The sequence below is a fragment of the Actinomycetes bacterium genome, assembly GCA_036000965.1.
GTDB lineage: Bacteria > Actinomycetota > CALGFH01 > CALGFH01 > CALGFH01 > DASYUT01.
In genome coordinates this window covers 57519-74880 of record DASYUT010000188.1, presented here as the reverse complement: position 1 = coordinate 74880, position 17362 = coordinate 57519, and the positions used below count along the sequence as shown (strand labels likewise).

The 17362-nt window shown below is 75.7% G+C and carries 12 protein-coding genes; 3 read left to right on the top strand and 9 right to left on the bottom strand.

The window, feature by feature from the left end; genetic code table 11:
* The 5 genes from VG276_17760 to VG276_17740 form a co-directional block, all read right to left on the bottom strand.
* Positions 1–1040: ABC transporter permease (locus tag VG276_17760; GenBank protein ID HEV8651179.1), on the bottom strand; the 1040-nt coding region annotated here is incomplete at its 3' end.
* Between the two features lie 99 nt (positions 1041–1139).
* Positions 1140–1952: a hypothetical protein gene (locus tag VG276_17755; protein HEV8651178.1), complete on the bottom strand. Its 813-nt coding sequence runs from the start codon at positions 1950–1952 to the stop codon at positions 1140–1142.
* A complete protein-coding gene (locus VG276_17750; GenBank protein HEV8651177.1) occupies positions 1949–2875 on the bottom strand; it encodes a phytoene/squalene synthase family protein in 927 nt (308 codons plus the stop codon). Before VG276_17750 ends, VG276_17755 begins: the two co-directional genes overlap by 4 nt.
* A 155-nt stretch (positions 2876–3030) precedes the next feature.
* Entirely contained in the window at positions 3031–4524 is a 1494-nt protein-coding gene (gene crtI, locus VG276_17745; protein HEV8651176.1) for a phytoene desaturase family protein, read from the bottom strand.
* A 5-nt stretch (positions 4525–4529) separates the two neighbouring features.
* Positions 4530–5672, bottom strand: coding sequence for a polyprenyl synthetase family protein (locus VG276_17740; protein ID HEV8651175.1), 1143 nt, complete (start codon positions 5670–5672; stop codon positions 4530–4532).
* 254 nt (positions 5673–5926) lie between these two features.
* Between VG276_17740 and VG276_17735 the strand changes: the two genes are divergently transcribed.
* Complete coding sequence (locus tag VG276_17735; GenBank protein HEV8651174.1) at positions 5927–9583, top strand: AAA domain-containing protein; 3657 nt, start codon at positions 5927–5929, stop codon at positions 9581–9583.
* A gap of 21 nt (positions 9584–9604) precedes the next feature.
* Here the strand turns inward: VG276_17735 and VG276_17730 are convergent, their stop codons facing one another.
* Positions 9605–10351: a M23 family metallopeptidase gene (locus VG276_17730; protein HEV8651173.1), complete on the bottom strand. Its 747-nt coding sequence runs from the start codon at positions 10349–10351 to the stop codon at positions 9605–9607.
* 86 nt (positions 10352–10437) lie between these two features.
* Here VG276_17730 and dinB point away from each other — a divergent pair, with 86 nt between their 5' ends.
* Both dinB and VG276_17720 read left to right on the top strand, forming a co-directional pair.
* Positions 10438–11952 carry a DNA polymerase IV gene (gene dinB, locus VG276_17725; protein ID HEV8651172.1) on the top strand — a complete coding sequence of 505 codons (1515 nt, stop codon included), beginning with the start codon at positions 10438–10440 and terminating at the stop codon, positions 11950–11952.
* 400 nt (positions 11953–12352) lie between these two features.
* A complete protein-coding gene (locus tag VG276_17720; GenBank protein ID HEV8651171.1) occupies positions 12353–12769 on the top strand; it encodes a DUF3040 domain-containing protein in 417 nt (138 codons plus the stop codon).
* Positions 12770–12784: 15 nt separating this feature from the next.
* Here VG276_17720 and VG276_17715 read toward each other — a convergent pair whose 3' ends face one another.
* From VG276_17715 to VG276_17705, 3 genes are read right to left on the bottom strand one after another with little or no spacing between them, the layout of a single operon-like run.
* Positions 12785–15130 carry a DUF3488 and transglutaminase-like domain-containing protein gene (locus VG276_17715; GenBank protein ID HEV8651170.1) on the bottom strand — a complete coding sequence of 782 codons (2346 nt, stop codon included), beginning with the start codon at positions 15128–15130 and terminating at the stop codon, positions 12785–12787.
* Positions 15055–16344, bottom strand: a complete 1290-nt coding sequence (locus VG276_17710; GenBank protein HEV8651169.1) for a DUF58 domain-containing protein — start codon at positions 16342–16344, stop codon at positions 15055–15057. Before VG276_17710 ends, VG276_17715 begins: the two co-directional genes overlap by 76 nt.
* Positions 16345–16348: 4 nt before the next feature.
* Positions 16349–17302, bottom strand: a complete 954-nt coding sequence (locus VG276_17705) for a MoxR family ATPase (GenBank protein ID HEV8651168.1) — start codon at positions 17300–17302, stop codon at positions 16349–16351.
* Between the last annotated feature and the right edge of the window lie 60 nt (positions 17303–17362).

Genomic DNA, 17362 nt, shown 5'->3' with positions numbered 1-17362 from the left:
GGCTCCCGGCCGGTCGGGGCGAGGTCGCGGCGGAAGCGGATCACCGAGAGCGTGAACACGGCCAGGCCGAGGGCGGCCAGGGCCAGCAGCGGCACGGCGAGCGCCGACAGGGGCGTGCCGCGGACCATCACGCCCCGGCTGATCTGGATGAAGTAGGTGAGCGGGAGCAGGTAGCCGATCCAGCGCACGCCGGCGGCCATCGCCTGCAGGGGGAAGATCAGGCCGGACAGCAGCACCTGGGGGAGCAGGGTCATGATCGCGAGCTGGATCGCCTGCCCCTGGTTCTCGGAGACCGTCGAGATCAGCACCCCGTAGCCGAGGGTGACGAACAGGAACAGCAGCGCGCCCAGGGCCAGCACCAGCACGTTGCCGCGGAACGGCACGTCGAACAGGAGCAGGCCGGCCACGACGACCACGGTGAGGTCGACCGCGGCCACGCCGAAGTAGGGGAGCACCTTGCCGAGGAACACGTCCCTGGGCCGGAACGGCATGACCGCGAGCTGCTCGAGGGTGCCGCTCTGGCGCTCGCGGACCACGCCGAGGGCGGTGGCCATGGTGCCCACGAACACCAGGATGATGCCGATCAGCCCGGGCACCATGATGACCGGGGTGCGCAGGTCGGGGTTGAACAGCACCTCCGTGTCCACCCTGGGCCCGCCCGCGGCCGCCGCGGTCTGCGACCGACCCGCGAACGCCTGGACCGCGGCCCGGGCTGCGAACAGGTCGGCGCCGTCGACCAGCGCGGTGACCTGGTCCCCGCCGGTCACCAGGGCGACCGCGGCCCGGCCGTCGCGCAGCTCCCGGACCGCCTCGGCCCGGCCGTCGTCGGGCCGCACGGCGACCACCTCGAGCATGCCGGGCAGGCGGGCGGCGGCCGCCTCGGCCTGCGGCCCGACCACCACGGTCCTGACCGAGGTCACGTCGAAGCTCGCGGCGTAGCCGAGCACGGTGAGCAGCACCAGCGGCATCACCACGAGCATGGCCAGGGTGCGGCGGTCCCGCCTGAGCTGCCGGAACTCCTTGATCACCAGCGCCAGCATGGCATCCTCCTGAATTCATCCACCACTGAACTCAACAATAAGTGAATTCTACGCTTGACGACGTCTTCGTCAAGTGCCGCGTTCGTGGCCTCGAGGCGGTCATCCGGGGGGGGCGCGGTCGAGCCCCACGGGCTCTCGGGAGACGAGCTCGAAGGTGGCGCGTTCGTCGTAGGCGACCAGGCCGGTGAAGCCGGACCGGACCACGAGGTGGACCAGGCGCTCCTCGCGCAGCACCAGCCCCTGCGGGTCGAGCCACAGGTCGCGGACGGCCCCGCCGGTCGACTGGCCGGTGAGGCCGGTGACCACCCGCACGCGGCGGGCCCTGACCGGCGACGAGCCGACCTGGACCGTCTCGGTGCCGACGTAGACGGTGGCGTTGTCGGATGCCGACCCGCGCTGCGTGCAGTGCCAGCGCAGCGTCGCCCCGGGCCTGGCCCCGGTCAGCAGGCGGCGGCCCGGGGGGTCGCAGGCGAAGCGCTGGACCCCTGGGACCATGAAGTAGGTGAGGCTCGTGGCGTAGGCGACCTCGCGCGCGTCGCCCCGGCCCGGCTCACTGCAGAAGTCGTAGGTCTCGGTGTGCTGGTCGAACAGGGGCACCGTCTCGCGCCAGCGGCAGCCGCCCAGGTGGGAGACGACCCGGACCGTCTCCCTGGGGTAGACGCGGTCGACGGCGAAGCGGTCAACGGTCTCCCTGCCGTCGGTCCGGTACCGGTAGACGCCGGCCAGGGGCCGCGGGCCCGGCCCGGGCCGGGCCGGGGCGGGCAGGAACCGGGTCCGGGCCGTGTCCGCGCCGACCGGGGTGGCCAGCGTCCGCCCCCAGAGCAGGAAGCCGTCGGCGGCGGCGACCAGCAGGGCGGTCGCGAGCAGCGCGGCCCGGACGCGGGTCACCGCAGCGGCCCGGACGCGGGTCACCGCAGCGGGACGCCCGGGGTGACGGCGCGCACGCGGCGCTCGGCCAGCACCGCTCGCCGGGCCGCGGCCCAGTTGCGCCCGGCCACGGCCAGGCGGTGGCGCCTCGGGACCCGGACACGGCCGCGCAGCACCTGGTAGCCGGCGCGTTCGACCTCGGTGAGGATGCCGCCGTACAGGGCCAGGGCAGTGCGGATGCAGGGCCGAGAGGAGGGCGCCAGCAGCTCGATGCCCGGCTCGGCGGCCCGGTAGTGGGCCCGGGCGCGCTCGACCTCCAACGCCAGCAGGTCCCGGACCGCGGGGGTGACGACGCCGGCGGCCAGGTCGGCCCTGCCCACCCCGCAGTGCTCGAGGTCGGCGGTTGGCAGGTAGACGCGGCCGCGTTGGAGGTCCTCGGCCACGTCCCGGATGAAGTTGGTGAGCTGGAAGGCCAGGCCCAGCTGGCGGGCGTGCTCCCGGGCCCGGGCCTGGTCGGACGCCTCGAGGATCGGGCTCATCATGGTGCCGATGACCGCGGCCGACCCCTCCATGTAGCCGAGCAGCTCGTCGTAGGTGGCGTACTCGGAGCGGACCAGGTCCATCGCCATGGCGTCGAGGAACTTCTCGAAGTCGGTCACGTCGAGGTCGAAGGCGCGCACGGTGTGGAGCACGGCGGGCAGCACGGGGTCGTCGCACGGCGCGCCTCGCAGCCCGGCGAAGAAGCGCTCGCCCCAGCCGCGCAGGGCGGCCGCCTGCTCGGCCTTGCCCAGGGTCGAGTCGAGGTCGTCGACGAGCTCGTCGGCGTAGCGGGTGAAGCCGTACAGGGCGTGGACGTGGCGCCGCTTCCATGCGGGCAGGAGCAGCGTGGCCAGGTAGTAGGTCTTGCCGTGGCGGCGGTGGAGCTGGCGGCAGCGCTCGTAGGCGGCGGTCAGGGTGCACGGCTCCACCGCGGCCGGGACCACGGCCCGCAGCCCCGCCGCCGTGGTCGGCGCTGCGCCCCGGGTGGTGGGCGCTCCGCCGCGGGCGGTGGTGGGCGCTCCGCCGCGGGCCGTGGTCGGCGCTGCCCCTGGGGCCGGCGGGCGAGCGGGTGCGCTGGCCGTGCTCACCGGCGCTCCGCGGCGGGGCGGGCGAGCACGCGCTCGGCGGCCAGCCGGCCGGAGACCAGCACCATCGGCACGCCCACCCCGGGCAGGGTGCCCATGCCCGCGAAGTACAGGCCGGGCACGGTCGCCGAGACGTTGGCCGGCCGGAACCAGGCGGTCTGGGAGAAGCGGTGGTCGAGCGCGAACGGCGTGCCCGCCGACAGGCCCATCGCCGCCCAGGCGGGCGGGTCGACGACCAGCTCGGCCGCGCGGTCGGCCTCCAGGTCGCCGTAGCCCAGCCGGGCCAGGCGGGCGAACAGCCGGGCCCTGATCGCCGACCCGAGCACCGCCCAGTCGCGCCCGCGGGCGGTGTTGGCGGTCGGCTCGAGCACGAACAGCGTCGAGTGGCCGGGCGGGGCGGCGTCGGGGTCCTCGGGTGACGGGTAGGTGACGAGCAGGCTCGGGTCGGGCTGGGGGTCGCCCCGCCTGGTGAGCGCCTCGAAGGTGGCCTTCCAGTCCCGGCCGAGGTGGAGGGTGTGGTGGGCCTGGCGGTCGAGCCGCCGGGGCAGGCCGAGATGGACGAGGTAGCAGGAGGGCGCGAAGTGCAGCCGGCGGCGCTGCACCCGCCAGTCCCTGGCCGCGGCGGGCAGCAGGTGGGCGTAGGCCCCGGGCAGGTCGCTGGCGACCACCACGTCGCTTGCGGCCAGCAGCTCGCCGCCTTCCAGGCGCACCCCGGTGACCCCGCCCGTGCCGGCCTCGACCCGCTCCACCCGCGCGCCGTAGCGGAGCTGCGCGCCGGCTTTCCCGGCCACCGCGGCCAGGGCCAGGGGCAGGGCGTGCATGCCGCCGTGGCGGGGGAACCAGGCCCCCTCCACGGTGTCCATGTAGGCGACGACGGCGTAGACGCCGAGCGCGTCGAATGGCGACAGCCCGGCGTACAGGGCCTGGAAGGTGTGCGCCCGGCGCAGCCGCCAGTCGGTCAGGTGGGTCGCGACCAGGCTGGACAGGCGCCGGAAGCCGCCCAGCCGGGCCAGGCGGGCCAGGGCCAGGGGCCGCACCAGGTCGCCGAGGCCGTCGAAGTTGCGGTCGACGAAGCCCGACCACTCCGCCTGGTACATGCGGGCCAGGTGGGCCCGGAAGGCGCGGTAGCGGGCGGCCTCGTCCGGCCCGGCCAGGCGCTCGACCTCGGCCGCCATCCGCTCGGCGCCGGGGACCACGTCCAGCCGGCTGCCGTCGTGGAAGGTGAGCCGGTAGACCGGGTCGAGCGGCACGAGCTCCAGCCAGTCGTCCAGCTCCTCGCCTGCCGCCCCCACGGTGGCCGCGACCACGCCGGGCATGGTCAGCACCGAGGGCCCGGTGTCGAACCGGTAGCCGTTCACGGTGGCCGTGCCGCAGCGGCCGCCCGGGCCGTGCTGGGACTCGGCCACGACCACGTCCCGCCCGGCGGCGGCCAGGTGGATGGCGGTCGACAGCCCGGCCAGGCCGGCGCCCACGACCACCGTCGTCCCGGCCACGGCGGCTACGCGTCCCGGTCGGTGACGTGGTCGGCGAGCCGGGCCAGGGCGGCGCGGGCGGCCGGGTCCACCTCGGTGGCGGCCGCGATCGCCGTCTTGGCCTGGCCGAGCAGCTCGCCGATGCGTGCCTCGGTCTCGGCCAGCGCCCCCGACTCGACGATCACCCGGCGGGCCGCGTCCACCTCGTCCTCGGTCAGCTTCGGGTCGCCGAGGGCGCCGTCGAGCAGCCGCATCCCGGCTGCGCCGGTGCGGGCGCGGGTGCGCATCACCAGGTAGGTCTCCTTGCCCTCGCGGAGGTCGTCCCCGGCCGGCTTGCCGGTCACCTCGGGGGAGCCGAACACCCCGAGGACGTCGTCGCGGAGCTGGAACGCCTCGCCCAGGGGCAGCCCGTAGTCGGAGTAGGCGGCGGCGAGTGTCCGGGGGCCGTCCGCGACGGCCAGGCCGAGGTGGAGCGGGCGCTCGATGGTGTACTTGCCGGACTTGTAGGTGAGCACGCGGCGCACGGCCGCCTCGCTGGGCGCGCCCCGGCGCGCCTCGACCAGGTCCAGGTACTGGCCGCCCATCAGCTCCGAGCGCAGGCGGTTGAACACGCGCAGGGCCGCGGCGAGCCGCCCGTCGGGCAGGCCGGCCTCGGCCAGGGCGACGTCGGCCCAGGTGAAGGCCAGGTCGCCCATGAGCACGGCCGCCCCCTCGCCGAACCCGGCCGGGTCGCCCCGCCAGGTCCAGGCCCGGTGCCGGTCGGCGAAGCGCACGTGCATGGTGGGCCGGCCCCGGCGGACCTCGGAGTTGTCCATGATGTCGTCGTGGATGAGGGCGCAGGCGTGCAGCAGCTCAACAGAGCAGGAGGCGCGCACGGCCGCGTCGGCCAGCGGGCCCTCGGGACCGCCGCCGGCGCCCCGGTAGCCCCAGTAGACGAACGCGGGCCGCAGCCGCTTGCCGCCTTCGAGCACGAAGCCGCGCAGCGCATCGGCCACCGCGGGGAGGTCGTCGCCGAGGAAGCCGAGCCCGTCCAGCTCTCGCTCGAGCAGGTCGGCCAGGGCGGCGTCCACGCGGGCGCGGAGCTCCTCGACGTCCAGGGGGCTGGCCGGAGCGGCAGTCTCGAGCGTGTCGGTCACGGCAGCGCTGACGTCCTTTCCCGCATGCGTCATCCGTTGCATGCTTCTACGGCCCGGGCATCGTAAACGGATGCACCCGTTGCCGCCTCCGGAGCATCCAGATTGCCAGTTCCTTCGCGTCTGACCGAGATCACGACCTTCGTGCATGTGGCCACGAGCCAGCTCTACCGTACCGCGTGCCGAACCAGGACGATCCCTGGTGCAAACCAGGACGAGGCTTCACGTACGCGCGAAGGTGAGCTATCGTGGCAAGGTAGACAAGACTCACCTTCCTGAAAAGGCGTCGCTTGCCTACCATCTTCGCGCAGGGTGACCAGCTGGATGCCCCCCGCGGGTCGCTCGCCAGACCGGTGACCAGGGCGGTGGCGCGAAGGGGTGGCGCCTCGTCCGGCGTGGCCAGGCAGCCCGCGTGGCTCCGCGAGGTCGCGGCCGCCGTCGAAGCCGAGATCGCAGCCAGGTCGGGCGGGCCGGTGCGGGTCGACCTCGGCCCGGCCCAGCCCGAGCCGTCGACCGCGCCCGCGCTCACCGCCAGGTTCCGGGTCGACCTGCGTGGCGTGCGGGCCGACGTGGCCTGCCTCCGGGAGCTGTGGCTGGCCCCGGCGACCGACCCGGACCGCCGCTCGGAGGTCGTGGAGGTCGTCGCCCACGACGGCGACATGCTGACGGTGGTCGCGCCGGCCCGCACCGACGACGTCCACCTGTTCGCCACCAGCGACCCCCTGCCACCCTTGCGGGCGCTGCTCGACGCCCTCGCCGGGCTGCGCGACCCCGGCTTGGCCGACCGCTTCGACACCAAGGTCCTCGACCGGCCCCCGCCCGGGCCCCACGTGCGGCCCGGGCTGAGCCCCGAGGAGGCTCTGGCCTGGGCCGCGAGCTGCGCGCCCGGGGTCAACGTGGTCTGGGCGCCGCCGGGCACCGACAAGACCAGGGTGCTCGCGGACGTGGTGGCCCAGCTCGCCCTGACCGGCAAGAGCGTCCTGCTCGTGTCGGCCACCGGGGTCGCCGTGGACCAGGCGCTGCTGGAGGCGTCCAGGGTCCTGGTCGACACCTGGCCGGGCCGGATGGTCCGCGTCGGCTACCCGCGCCTCATGGATCTGGCCGACCACCCCTTCCTCCGCCTCGAGCGGGCCTGCGAGGAGCTGGCCGGCCAGCGGCGTGCCCGCCTGGCCCAGATCGAGCGCCGCGTGGCCGAGCTGCGGGCCGAGCCCGACCTGCTCGTCCTCGAGCGCGCAGAGCGGCTCCTGGCCAGCTTCGACGGCCCCGCCTACGAGCGCGCCGTGGCCCTGGCCGCCAACGCCGAGCGGCTGGCCGCCCTGCGGCGGGAGGCCGACGAGCTGGCCGCTGCCGGCGAGGCCGCGAACCGGGAGCGGTCCGCGGCCCGGGCGGCGGTCGAGCGGGCCGACGCCGCCGTGGCCGAGGCCGAGCACGCCCGCGAGGCCTACCGGCAGGTCGACACGGTCCAGCGCGAGCTGGACGGGATCTCCGTGGCCCTCGGGGGCGCCCGCGAGGCGGTCCGCCAGCTCAGGGAACGGCTCGCCGCCACCCGGGAGGCGGCCGCCGGCCACGCCGACCTGCCGGTAGCGAGGAGGGTCGCCAAGCTCGGCGCGGCCGGCCGCTACCGCGTCGCCCAGGCCGAGCTGGAGAACCAGCTGGTGCCGGCCTGGGAGCGCGTGGTCGAGCTCGAGCGCGACTCCGACCAGGCCCGCGCCCGGATCGAGGCGCTGGAGGCGGCCGCCCAGCCGCTCACCAGGCCGGAGCTCGACCGCCGGGACCAGGCATGCCGCGAGGCCTGTAACCGGCTGGACGCTGCGGTCCGGGCCGTGCGCGACAACGAGCGGGCGCGCCGGGCGCTCCGCCGCCAGGTGGGCCAGGCGGCCCGGGAGGAGCTGCCCGCCCCGGCCGACGCCGAGCTGGTCCGCGCGGCCGAGGAGCAGTCCCTGCCCGAGCTGGCCGCCCGCATCTCCGAGCTGCGGGCGGCCGCGCGTGCCGGCACCGACGAACTCGAGCGGCTCGCCGAGGAGCACCACCTCCTCGCCGCCGAGATCGCCGCGCTGGCCCCCAAAGTGGTCGCCGGCGCCTCCGTGGTGGCCACCACGCTCGAGCGGCTGGCCTCCGACCCCGCCGTCCACGGCCGCTCCTACGACCACGTGCTGGTCGACGAGGTGTCGACCGCGCTGCCGCCCTACGTCGTCTACGCCGCCGCCCGGGCCCGCACCGGCGTGACCCTGGTCGGCGACTTCCTCCAGAACGGCCCGGCGAGCGCCTTCGAGACCTCCAAGGCGCTGCCGGTCTCCCGCTGGCTGCTGCGCGACAGCCTGGCCGTGCTCGGGATCGACCGGCCCAGCCGCGCGCAGGCCAACCGGGGCTGCGCCGTGCTGTCGGAGCAGCAGCGGCTCGGCCCGGCAACCGCGGAGCTGGTCAACCGGGTCGCCTACGAGTACGTGCTGCGCACCGTGCCGGCGGCCCGTACCGGCTTGCCCGGCGACGGCCTCGGCGAGCTGGTGCTGGTCGACGTGTCCGGCTTCGGCGAGCTGGCCAGGATCCGGACCGGTGTCGCGTCGGGCAGGCGGGAGTGGTGGCCGGTCGGCGCGCTCCTGGGCCGGGCCATCGCCCGCTACCACGAGCGCTTCGGCCAGCCCGTCGCCATCCTCGCGCCGCACCCGATGCAGGCGCGCATGACCGAGGCGGCGGTGCTCGACACCGACCTCGACCCGCGCGTCGAGGTCGGCACGCCGCAGCGGTTCCAGAGCCGCTCGTTCCCCGTGGCCGTGCTCGACCTGGTCGAGGACCGGCGCGAGCGGGGCTGGCTGGCCCGGGGCCGGGTCGGCGGGACCCGCCACGAGCTGCGCGGGCTGCGCCTGTTCGACGTGGGCGCGACCAGGGCGACCGGGCGGACCTACCTGCTGGCCGACCGGCTCGCGGTCGAGCGGGCCGAGCGGGGACCGCTCGCCCACCTCAGGGACATGGTCGACGAGGGCAGGATCTCGGTGGTGGGCGCGGGCCGCTTCCTGCCGCTGCGCCGCCACCCGGCCCGGGCCGTCCCCGGGCAGGCTGGTCCGGACCCGGCAGGTCCGGACCCAGGCGGTGGCGCAGGTCCAGGCGGTGGCGTGGACCCAGGCGGTGGCGTGGACCCAGGCGGCGGCGTGGACCCAGGCGGCGGTGCGGACCCAGGCGGCGGTGCGGACCCAGGCGGCGGCGCAGGTCCCGGCGGTGGCACGGGCCCACGCGGCGGGGCGGGCCCAGGCGGTGGAGCGGACCCGGGGGGCCGGCAGGGCCAGGCCCGCCCGGCGGCCGGCGGTGCGGACCCGGGCGGCCGGCCGGGCCCGGACCGGCCGGGCCCGGTGGCCGCCAGCGTCGGCCGCGGCTGGTCGCCGGCCCGCCCGGCCGCCCCTTCCGAGCTCCCGACCTACGAGACGGCCGCGTTCTTCTCCCGGCTGGAGCGGGACCTGGCCGCGGCAGAGCGCGACGTGTGGATCTGGAGCCCGTTCCTGGCCACCAGGCCGAGCCGGGTGCTGCCCTGGCTCAGGGCCGCCACCCATCGCGGCTGCCGGGTCACCGTGTTCGTCAAGCCCGGGCACGAGCACCGCCCCAACGACGAGCGGCGAGTGGGCGCGCTGCGCGACGCCGACGTGACCGTGGTGGGCATCTACGGCGTGGCCGAGCGCCTGGTGGTGATCGACGACCGGCTGTCGTTCCTCGGGAACCTGACCGTGCTGGCCACCCCCAGGGAGCGGGGCGAGGCGATGGTGCTGGTGGAGGGCGGCCGCTTCGCCCGCCAGCTGCTCGAGCACCACCAGGCCGAGGCGTTCTCCGACGTGCCGGCCTGCCCGGTCCACACCGGTGTGCGCTGCTTCGCCCAGCACTACCGGCGCGGTCGCCACAAGGGCTGGTACTGGACCTGCCCACGGTGCGACCTGCGCCGCCAGGTCGACCTACAAGGCTAGCCGAAGGCTGGACCCCGCGAGCTAACAGCGCCTGGTGCATGCTGGTACCGCGGTACCGGCGCGCGCCCGGGCGGCGCGCACGGCGCTGGCGGGGGAGAGGTCCCCGCCGCGGCGCCAGGAGTCCAGGAACGGCCATGGGGCGACCATCCCGCGGCGGACCCACCAGACGCCGTTGCGGGTCGGCCAGGAGAGCCCGAAATGCAGGTGGACACCTGTCCCGCGGGCAGAGCCGGTGTTGGAGATCCGGCCGAGCGGGCTCCCGGCCCGCAGGCGCACGCCGGGCGCGACGCCCGGAGCGACCGATCCGAGGTGGGAGCCGTAGTAACGGACGCCGTCGACCCCCACCACCGACACGGCCAGCCCGCCCCGGTCGGCGCCCCGGTCGGTGCCCGGGTCCCAGCGGTCGGTCCGGCTCACCTCGTCGACCACCCCGTCCACGGGGGCCACGAACAGGCAGCCGCGCCGGGTGAAGATGTCGGTGGCCGGGTAGTCGTGGTGGCTGTGACCGTAGGAGACCGCGCAGCCGCGGACCGGGAAGACGTACCCGGCCGGCGCCGGGGCGGCCGTCGTGGCGGGAGCCCGGGTGGCCGGCGGGGCGGTGGCGGGGGCCGCCGTGGTGGTGGGCGGCTGGGTGGCCGGGGGCGCCGTCCCGGCCGGCGCCCCGGTGGTGGCGGGCGCCGTTGCCGCGGGCGCGGGCCGGGACGCCGAGCAGCCGGTGCCCAGGGCGGTCACGAGCAGGAGCGCGACGGCGAGCCGGCGGGCTGGCAACGGTACGGACCTCCCGGGAGGGACTGCGGCGACCGGACGACCGGGCGATGCTACCGCCCCGGCCGCCCGCTCCGCGCAGGCCCCGCTTGACCGAACACTCGTTCATGGCGAGCATGGCCAGCATGGCCGAGGAGCGGGCGGGGCGGGGCGGTAGCGGGCGGTCCCGCCTTGGCACCGCGGGCGGGCGGACCGGCGCCGTGCCGCCCACCCGGACCGGCGCCCAGCCGCCCACCCGGGCAGGCCCGGTGCCGCCTACCCGGACTGGCCCGGTGCCGCCCACCCGGACTGGCCCGGTGCCGCCGGCCCCGACCGGCGAGGTCGTCGTCGGCGGCGCGCCCGTGCCCGACGCCGACCTCGAAGCGCTCCGGGTGCTCCACGCCGACCTCGACTCCTTCTACGCCAGCGTCGAGGTGCGGAAGGACCCCGGCCTGGCCGGGCGCCCGCTGCTGGTCGGCGGCGTCGGGCCGCGGGGCGTGGTCACCTCCGCCTCCTACGAGGCCAGGGCGTTCGGGTGCCGCAACGCGATGCCGATGGCGCGTGCCCGGGCCATGTGCCCGCAGGCGGTCGCCGTGCCGCCCGACTTCGCCACCTACCGGCGCTACTCGAGCCGGGTGATGCGGGTCTTCCGGGACGTCACCCCACTGGTCGAGCCGCTCTCCCTGGACGAGGCGTTCCTCGACGTGGGCGGGGCGCGCCGGCTGCTCGGCGACGCCGTGCGCATCGCCCGCCTGCTCCGGGCCCGGGTCGCCGCCGAGACCGGCCTGCCGCTGACGGTCGGCGTGGCCGGCAACAAGTTCCTGGCCAAGCTCGCCTCGACCAGGGGCAAGCCGGACGGGCTGCTGGTCGTGCCGCCCAGCCGCGCCCTCGACTTCCTCCACCCGCTGCCCGCTGACGCCCTCTGGGGCGCCGGGCACGCCACCATCGACCGGCTCGCCCGCTACGGCCTGCGCACCGTCGGGGAGGTGGCCAGGACCCCGCGGTCGACCCTCGAGCGCATGCTCGGCCAGGCGCAGGGCGGCCATCTGGCCGAGCTGGCGTGGGGCCGGGACCCGCGCGCGGTGGTGCCCTTCGAGTCGGCCAAGTCGGTTGGGTCCGAGGAGACCTTCGCGGTCGACGTCGACGACCCCGTGGTCCTGGCCCGCGAGGTGCTGCGCTGCGCGGTCCGGGTCGGGCGGCGCCTGCGCGAGTCCGGCCTGGCTGGCCGCACCGTCACCCTCAAGCTCCGCTTCGCCGACTTCAGGACCATCACCCGCTCGCGCACCCTGGCCGGCGTCACCGACACCGACGCCGAGATCCACGAGGTCGCGGCCGACCTGCTGGCCCGGCTCCGGCTCGGGCGGCTGCCCGTGCGCCTGGTGGGCGTGACCGTCAGCAACCTCACTGACGGCGGGGCGCCGACCCAGCTTCAGCTCGGCCGGGAGCGGCCCGGATGGCAGGCGGCCGTCCGGGCCGCCGACGCGGTGCGGGCCCGCTTCGGCGACCGCGCCGTCGACCTCGCCTCGCTGGCCGCCGAGGCTCCCGCCGAGGCGTTCGGGGAGGCCCGGGAGGCGCCGCGGGTCCGCCGCGACCCGCTCGAGGAGCCCGGCGGGGAGCCTGGGTAGCGGGGCCGCCGAGCCCGGCGGGGGACCTGGGTAGCGGGGCCGCCGAGCCCGGGGGCCCGGGTAGCGGGCTCGCCGACCACCACCGAGGCCCCGGCCACGTCCGCCGGGCGGCGGTCGCCCCGGTTCACCGGCTCCTGACGGGGAAATGCGACGAGCAGCCGACAACCGTCTGCAGCCGACAACCACCTGGCAGCTGACAACCATCTGGCAGCTGACAACCATCTGGCAGCTGACAGCCACCTGGCAGCTGACAGCCACCTGGCAGCTGACAACCACCTGGCAGCTGACAACCACCTGGCAGCTGACAACCCATCTGTTGGCGTGCCGCTGTTGTTGGCGACCGGGCCCCCGGGTACACTCGCTTTTGTCACCAAAGACCACGTCCGGGCGGAGCCTCGACATGCCCCTGTCCGAACACGAGCAGCGCATCCTGGCCGAGATCGAGCGGCGCCTGCTCGAGGAAGACCCCAAGTTCGCCCACCAGGTGGGCTCGACGTTCCGGGCCCACCTGTCACGGCGGCTGAAGCTGGCCGCCCTCGGCTTCCTCGTCGGCCTGGTCGTGCTCGTGGCGGGCTTCGCCAAGAACACCGGGCTCGGGGTCGCCGGGTTCGTGATCATGCTGCTGGCCATCGCCGAGTTCGTACGAACCCTCCGGCGCCGGTCCGCGGTCGACCGTGCCCCGGCCAGCCCGCCCACCCCGGCGGCGCCGCCGCCCAAACGGCGCTCGCCCGGCCGCAGCGTCGAGTCGCGGTGGGGCCGGCTCACCGAGCGTTGGCGCCAGCGCTGGGACGAGCGCGGCGGGCCGCCGCAGCCCTGATCCCGCCCTGGCCGCTCAGCGCCGCACAGCGAGGTCCCTGCGCTCGCTGTCGCGTGGGGACGCTGGCGGGCGGGGCATGATCGGCCTCGGCGCGAACAGGCTCCGCGGGCTCAGGGCGGCGATCAGCCGGCGGTTCCAGCCCAGCCGCGCGGCCAGCCGGGAGCGGGCCGCCCTGGCCAGGCGCCGGGCCTGGTGCGCCTGGTCCGGGCCGGTGGCCGGTCTTGCGGCGTACTCCGCGGTCACGTACAGCCCGGTGAGCTCCACCAGCGGCTCGGCGTCGGGGCCGTAGGCGGCCGCGACCCGGCTGGCGTAGGCGCTCGGAGTCTCCGCCGGCCGCCGGCCGATGCCGGCGTCGCCGGTCCAGGCGGTCACCTCGGCGTACGACTCGGCCACCGCGTCCCTGGGCTGGTGACCCGCCCGCCGCCTGGCCACCAGGTTGCGGACCGCCTTGACCGACGGCACCAGCAGCACGAGCAGGAGCACGGCGAGCGGGACCCGCACCGCGCGGCGCTCGAGCAGCCCCGGGCTGCGCCGGCGCCCGCCGAGTGCCGCGTTCCGTCGCTCCTCGAGCTCGTTGCGCTGGCCCGGGTTCAGGCGGTCGGCGCTGGTGGTCGCCGTGGTCGCCCCGGGGACCAGGATGGTGGTCGGCGCGCTCGCGATCTGCCGGCCGGCCGGGGTGGTGTAGGCGGGCACCTCGACCTGGTCGCTCCGCGGGGTCGGCTCGAACCGGACCCAGCCCACCTCGTTGAAGTAGATCTCCGGCCAGGCGTGGGCGTCGCGGGTGGTCACCTCCCACTTGTCGCCCACCTGCCGGCCCGGGGTGAAGCCGATCGCGACCCGGGCGGGGAGGCCGACAGCGCGGGCCATCGCCGCCATGGCCGAGGCGAACTGCTCGCAGTACCCGCGCTTCACGTCGAACAGGAACCTGGTGAGCTGGTCCTGGCCGGAGGTCAGCTCCGGCACGGTCAGGTCGTACTTGAAGTTGCGGCTCCGCAGGTAGTCCTGCAGGGCCAGGGCCTTCTGGTAGGCGCTCGGCTTCCCGTCGGTCAGTTCGTGCGCCTGGTCGTTGACCCGCTGGCTCAGGTTCTCGATCTCGGTGTAGCCCTCGCCCGGGGTGTCCTTGTACCTCTGGGGCCGTTCGAGGTCCTTGGCCTCGGGCAGCAGGATCCTCGACCTCACCTCGTACTTGAAGCCCTGCCGGAAGCGCCGCTTGGTGGTCAGGCTCCGGTTCACGGTGTTGCGCAGGATCGGCTGGCCGGCACGCAGCACCGCGACCGGCACGACGGCGGCGGGCAGGAACCCGTCCCCCCGGCCCGAGAGCTGCTCGATCTCGAACTTCTGGGTCAGCTCCCTGGCCGGGGCCCGGGGGTCCTGGTCGAGGTCGGACACGCCCGGAGTGAACGGGAGCACGTCGTCGGCCCGGCCCGACGTCCGCCACGTCGTCCCGTCGAACTGGTCGAGGGTGACCAGGCGCCAGTAGGTCCCCTCGACGGACCTGACCGTGAACATCGTCTCCTCCCGGCTGGCCCGCAGCCGGGTGCGCAGGGACACGAACGGGTTGATGGACACCGGCCCCTCGGCGTCGACGCCGGTGCGGTAGTCCAGCAGCGGCTCCCGGCCGTAGCCGGGCAGGACCCAGGGGACGGCCAGCGCGATCACGCCGGCGCCGACCGCGAGCCACCGCGCGGTGTTGGCGGCCGGGGTGGTCGGCAGGCGCCAGCCGCTGGCCGGGCGGCTGCGTGGGTTCGACACCCAGAGCCCCCAGGTCGCGAGCCGGGCCCGGCCCTCGGTGAGCAGCACGCCGGCCGCGCCGAGCAGGAACCACAGCGTGTACCAGGCCGGGCTCGAGTTGCGCACGATCGCGGGGAACACGAACAGGCCGAGGGCCGGGACCAGGGCGAGCAGCGGCTGCCTGGCCCGGAAGGTCAGGCCGTCCGCGGAGGTGGCCACCGCCCAGGCGCCCGCGCAGGTGAGCAGCAGGAACTCCCGGGTGACGACCACGGGCGCCGCCTGGTCGACCACGCCCTGCATGGCGACCCTGGTCGCGTCGGTCATCGCATGCCAGGTGGCCAGCGTCGGCACGACCACGAACAGCGTGTCGGGGAAGAGCAGCACACCGGCCACCACGAAGAACCCGGTCAGCATGGCCAGCAGGGAGACGGCCTGGCCGGCGCCGGCCCGGCGGAGCAGGGCGGCCAGGCCGAGGGCGGACACGATCGTCAGCCAGGTCGGCAGCCACCAGGCGTTGCTGGCGTAGATGCGGCCCAGCGACAGCGACGCGCCGGTCAGGAGGCCGGCGAGCGCGAGCGCCTGGGCGAGGTCGGTGCTGCGCGCCCCAGCGGTGCGATCAGGCGTTGCCATGGCTCTTCCAGTCGGTCGGTACGGATCATCGTCGCGGTGCGCCAGCCCGCCCGCTCGAGCATCAACGCGGCGCCCGCCCCGCGCGCGTCGGCCGCGGCCACGTCCCGGGCGGCCAGCCCGAGCCAGCTGTCGGGCCGCAGCAGCAGGCCCATGGCCCCGCCGAAGCCGAGGCGGCAGCGGGCCAGGGTGGCCGCCTCCTCGGGGGTGGGCACGGTGAGGACCGCGAGCAGCAGGCCCTCACCGGACAGGCGGGCGAGCTGGTCGGCCATGGGCACCAGGGAGCGCCCGCCGCTCGGCTCCACCGTGGCGAGGAAGTCGAGGATGGCCATGGCCTGGTCGGTCCCTGCCGGCGGGCGGACCTGGTGGCCGTCGTCGGTGAGCAGGGCCAGCTCGTAGCCGGAGCGGGCCAGCCGCACGGCCATCGAGGCCGCCGCCGACACCGCCCGCTCGAACGAGGCATGCTCGCCCTGGCCCCTGTGGGCGGAGCGGCGCAGGTCGACCGCGAGCTGGGCGCGCGCCCGCCAGGGCTGCTCCTCCTGGCGGATCATCAGCTCGCCGCGCTTGGCCGAGGAGCGCCAGTGGACCTTGCGCAGGTCGTCGCCGTCGCGGTACTCCCGGGTGGTGTAGAACTCCTCGCCCCGGGTGAACAGGCGGCGGACCCGGGCGGCCGACGCGCTGGCGAAGTCCCCGCCCAGGCCCGGCGGGGAGAGCGGCTCGACCCGGGGGTGGACGATCACCTCGGAGGTGCCCGCCAGCTCGCTGGTGGCCTGGGCCAGCCCGAACGGGTCGAGCAGGCGCAGCGACAGCGGGCCGATCACGTACCGCCCCCGGGCGAGCGCGGTCAGCTCGTAGCTCAGGGTCTCCCGGGCGCCGCCGCCGACGCCGGGCACCACGAACCGGGCGGCCGGCCCGAACTGGTAGGGGAGGTGGTCCTCGAGCAGGAGCACCCCGGTCTCGAGCCGGCTCGGGTTGTCGAGCCGCACGGTGACCGCGATGCGGCCGCCCACGGTGGTCCGCAGCGGCCGGACCGAGCGGGCCGAGGCCAGGCGGTAGTTGCCGAACCGGATGACCAGCCAGGCCCCGAGCGGCAGCACGAGCGCGCCGAGGGCGAGCATGAACAGCTCGGGCACGCCGGTGAGCAGCCCCGCGATCCACAGGGCGAGCGCGGCGGCGGCGAACCCGAACGCCCGCGGGGTGAAGGTCCGCCAGCCCATCGGCTCAGCCCTGGCCGCGCCCGCGGATGGGGATGGGCACGAACTCCAGCAGGTCGGCGAGCACGTCGGCGGTGTCCCGCCCGACCATCTGGGCCTCGGGGGCGAGGATGAGGCGGTGGGCGAGCACCGGCACGACCAGCGCCTTGATGTCGTCGGGCACGACGTAGTCGCGACCGTCGGAGGCGGCCGCCGCCCTGGCCGCCCGCAGCAGGGCGAGCGCGGCCCGGGGGCTCGCGCCGAGGGCGAGGTCGCCGTGGTCCCGGGTGGCCCGGCAGAGGTCGACGATGTACTTCTTGAGGCTGTCGGCCACGTGCACGGTCCGGCAGGCCTCGATCATCCCGGCGATCGTGGGGGCGTCGGCCACGGGCGAGATGTCGTTCAGGGTCGAAGCGCGGCCGTGGGTGTTCAGGATGTCGATCTCGGCCTCGCGGGTCGGGTAGCCGATCGAGAGCTGCAGCATGAACCGGTCGCGCTGGGCCTCGGGCAGCGGGTAGGTGCCCTCGTGCTCGATGGGGTTCTGGGTCGCGATGACCATGAACGGCACCCCGAGCTGGTAGGTCACCCCGTCCATGGTGACCTGGCGCTCCTCCATGGACTCGAGCATCGCGCTCTGGGTCTTGGGCGAGGCCCGGTTGATCTCGTCGCCGAGCACGACGTTGGCGAAGATCGCCCCTGGCTTGAACTCGAAGTCACCCCGCTCCTGGTTGTAGACGCTGACCCCGGTCACGTCCGACGGCAGCAGGTCGGGCGTGAACTGGATGCGCCGCACCGAGCAGTCGATCGAGCGGGCCAGGGCCTTGGCCAGCATGGTCTTGCCCACACCGGGGACGTCCTCGATCAGCAGGTGCCCCTCGGCCATGAGCGCGATCAGCGCGAGCCGGACGACCTCGGGCTTGCCCTCGATCACCCGCTCGATGTTGGCCCGGATCTTGTCGAAGGATCCTGCGAGGTCAGCCATGCCACCCGTGTCGGGGCGCGTCGTTGCCACCGGCCCGGCTCCTTTCCGCTGCGTTCGAGG

Excerpts from the sequence above, each read along its gene's own strand:
- VG276_17720 (HEV8651171.1), top strand. The coding sequence starts at position 12,353 with ATGCCCCTGTCCGAACACGAGCAGCGCATCCTGGCCGAGATCGAGCGG.
- VG276_17705 (HEV8651168.1), bottom strand. The coding sequence starts at position 17,302 with ATGGCTGACCTCGCAGGATCCTTCGACAAGATCCGGGCCAACATCGAG.
- VG276_17740 (HEV8651175.1), bottom strand. The coding sequence starts at position 5,672 with ATGACGCATGCGGGAAAGGACGTCAGCGCTGCCGTGACCGACACGCTC.
- VG276_17715 (HEV8651170.1), bottom strand. The coding sequence starts at position 15,130 with ATGGCAACGCCTGATCGCACCGCTGGGGCGCGCAGCACCGACCTCGCC.
- VG276_17710 (HEV8651169.1), bottom strand. The coding sequence starts at position 16,344 with ATGGGCTGGCGGACCTTCACCCCGCGGGCGTTCGGGTTCGCCGCCGCC.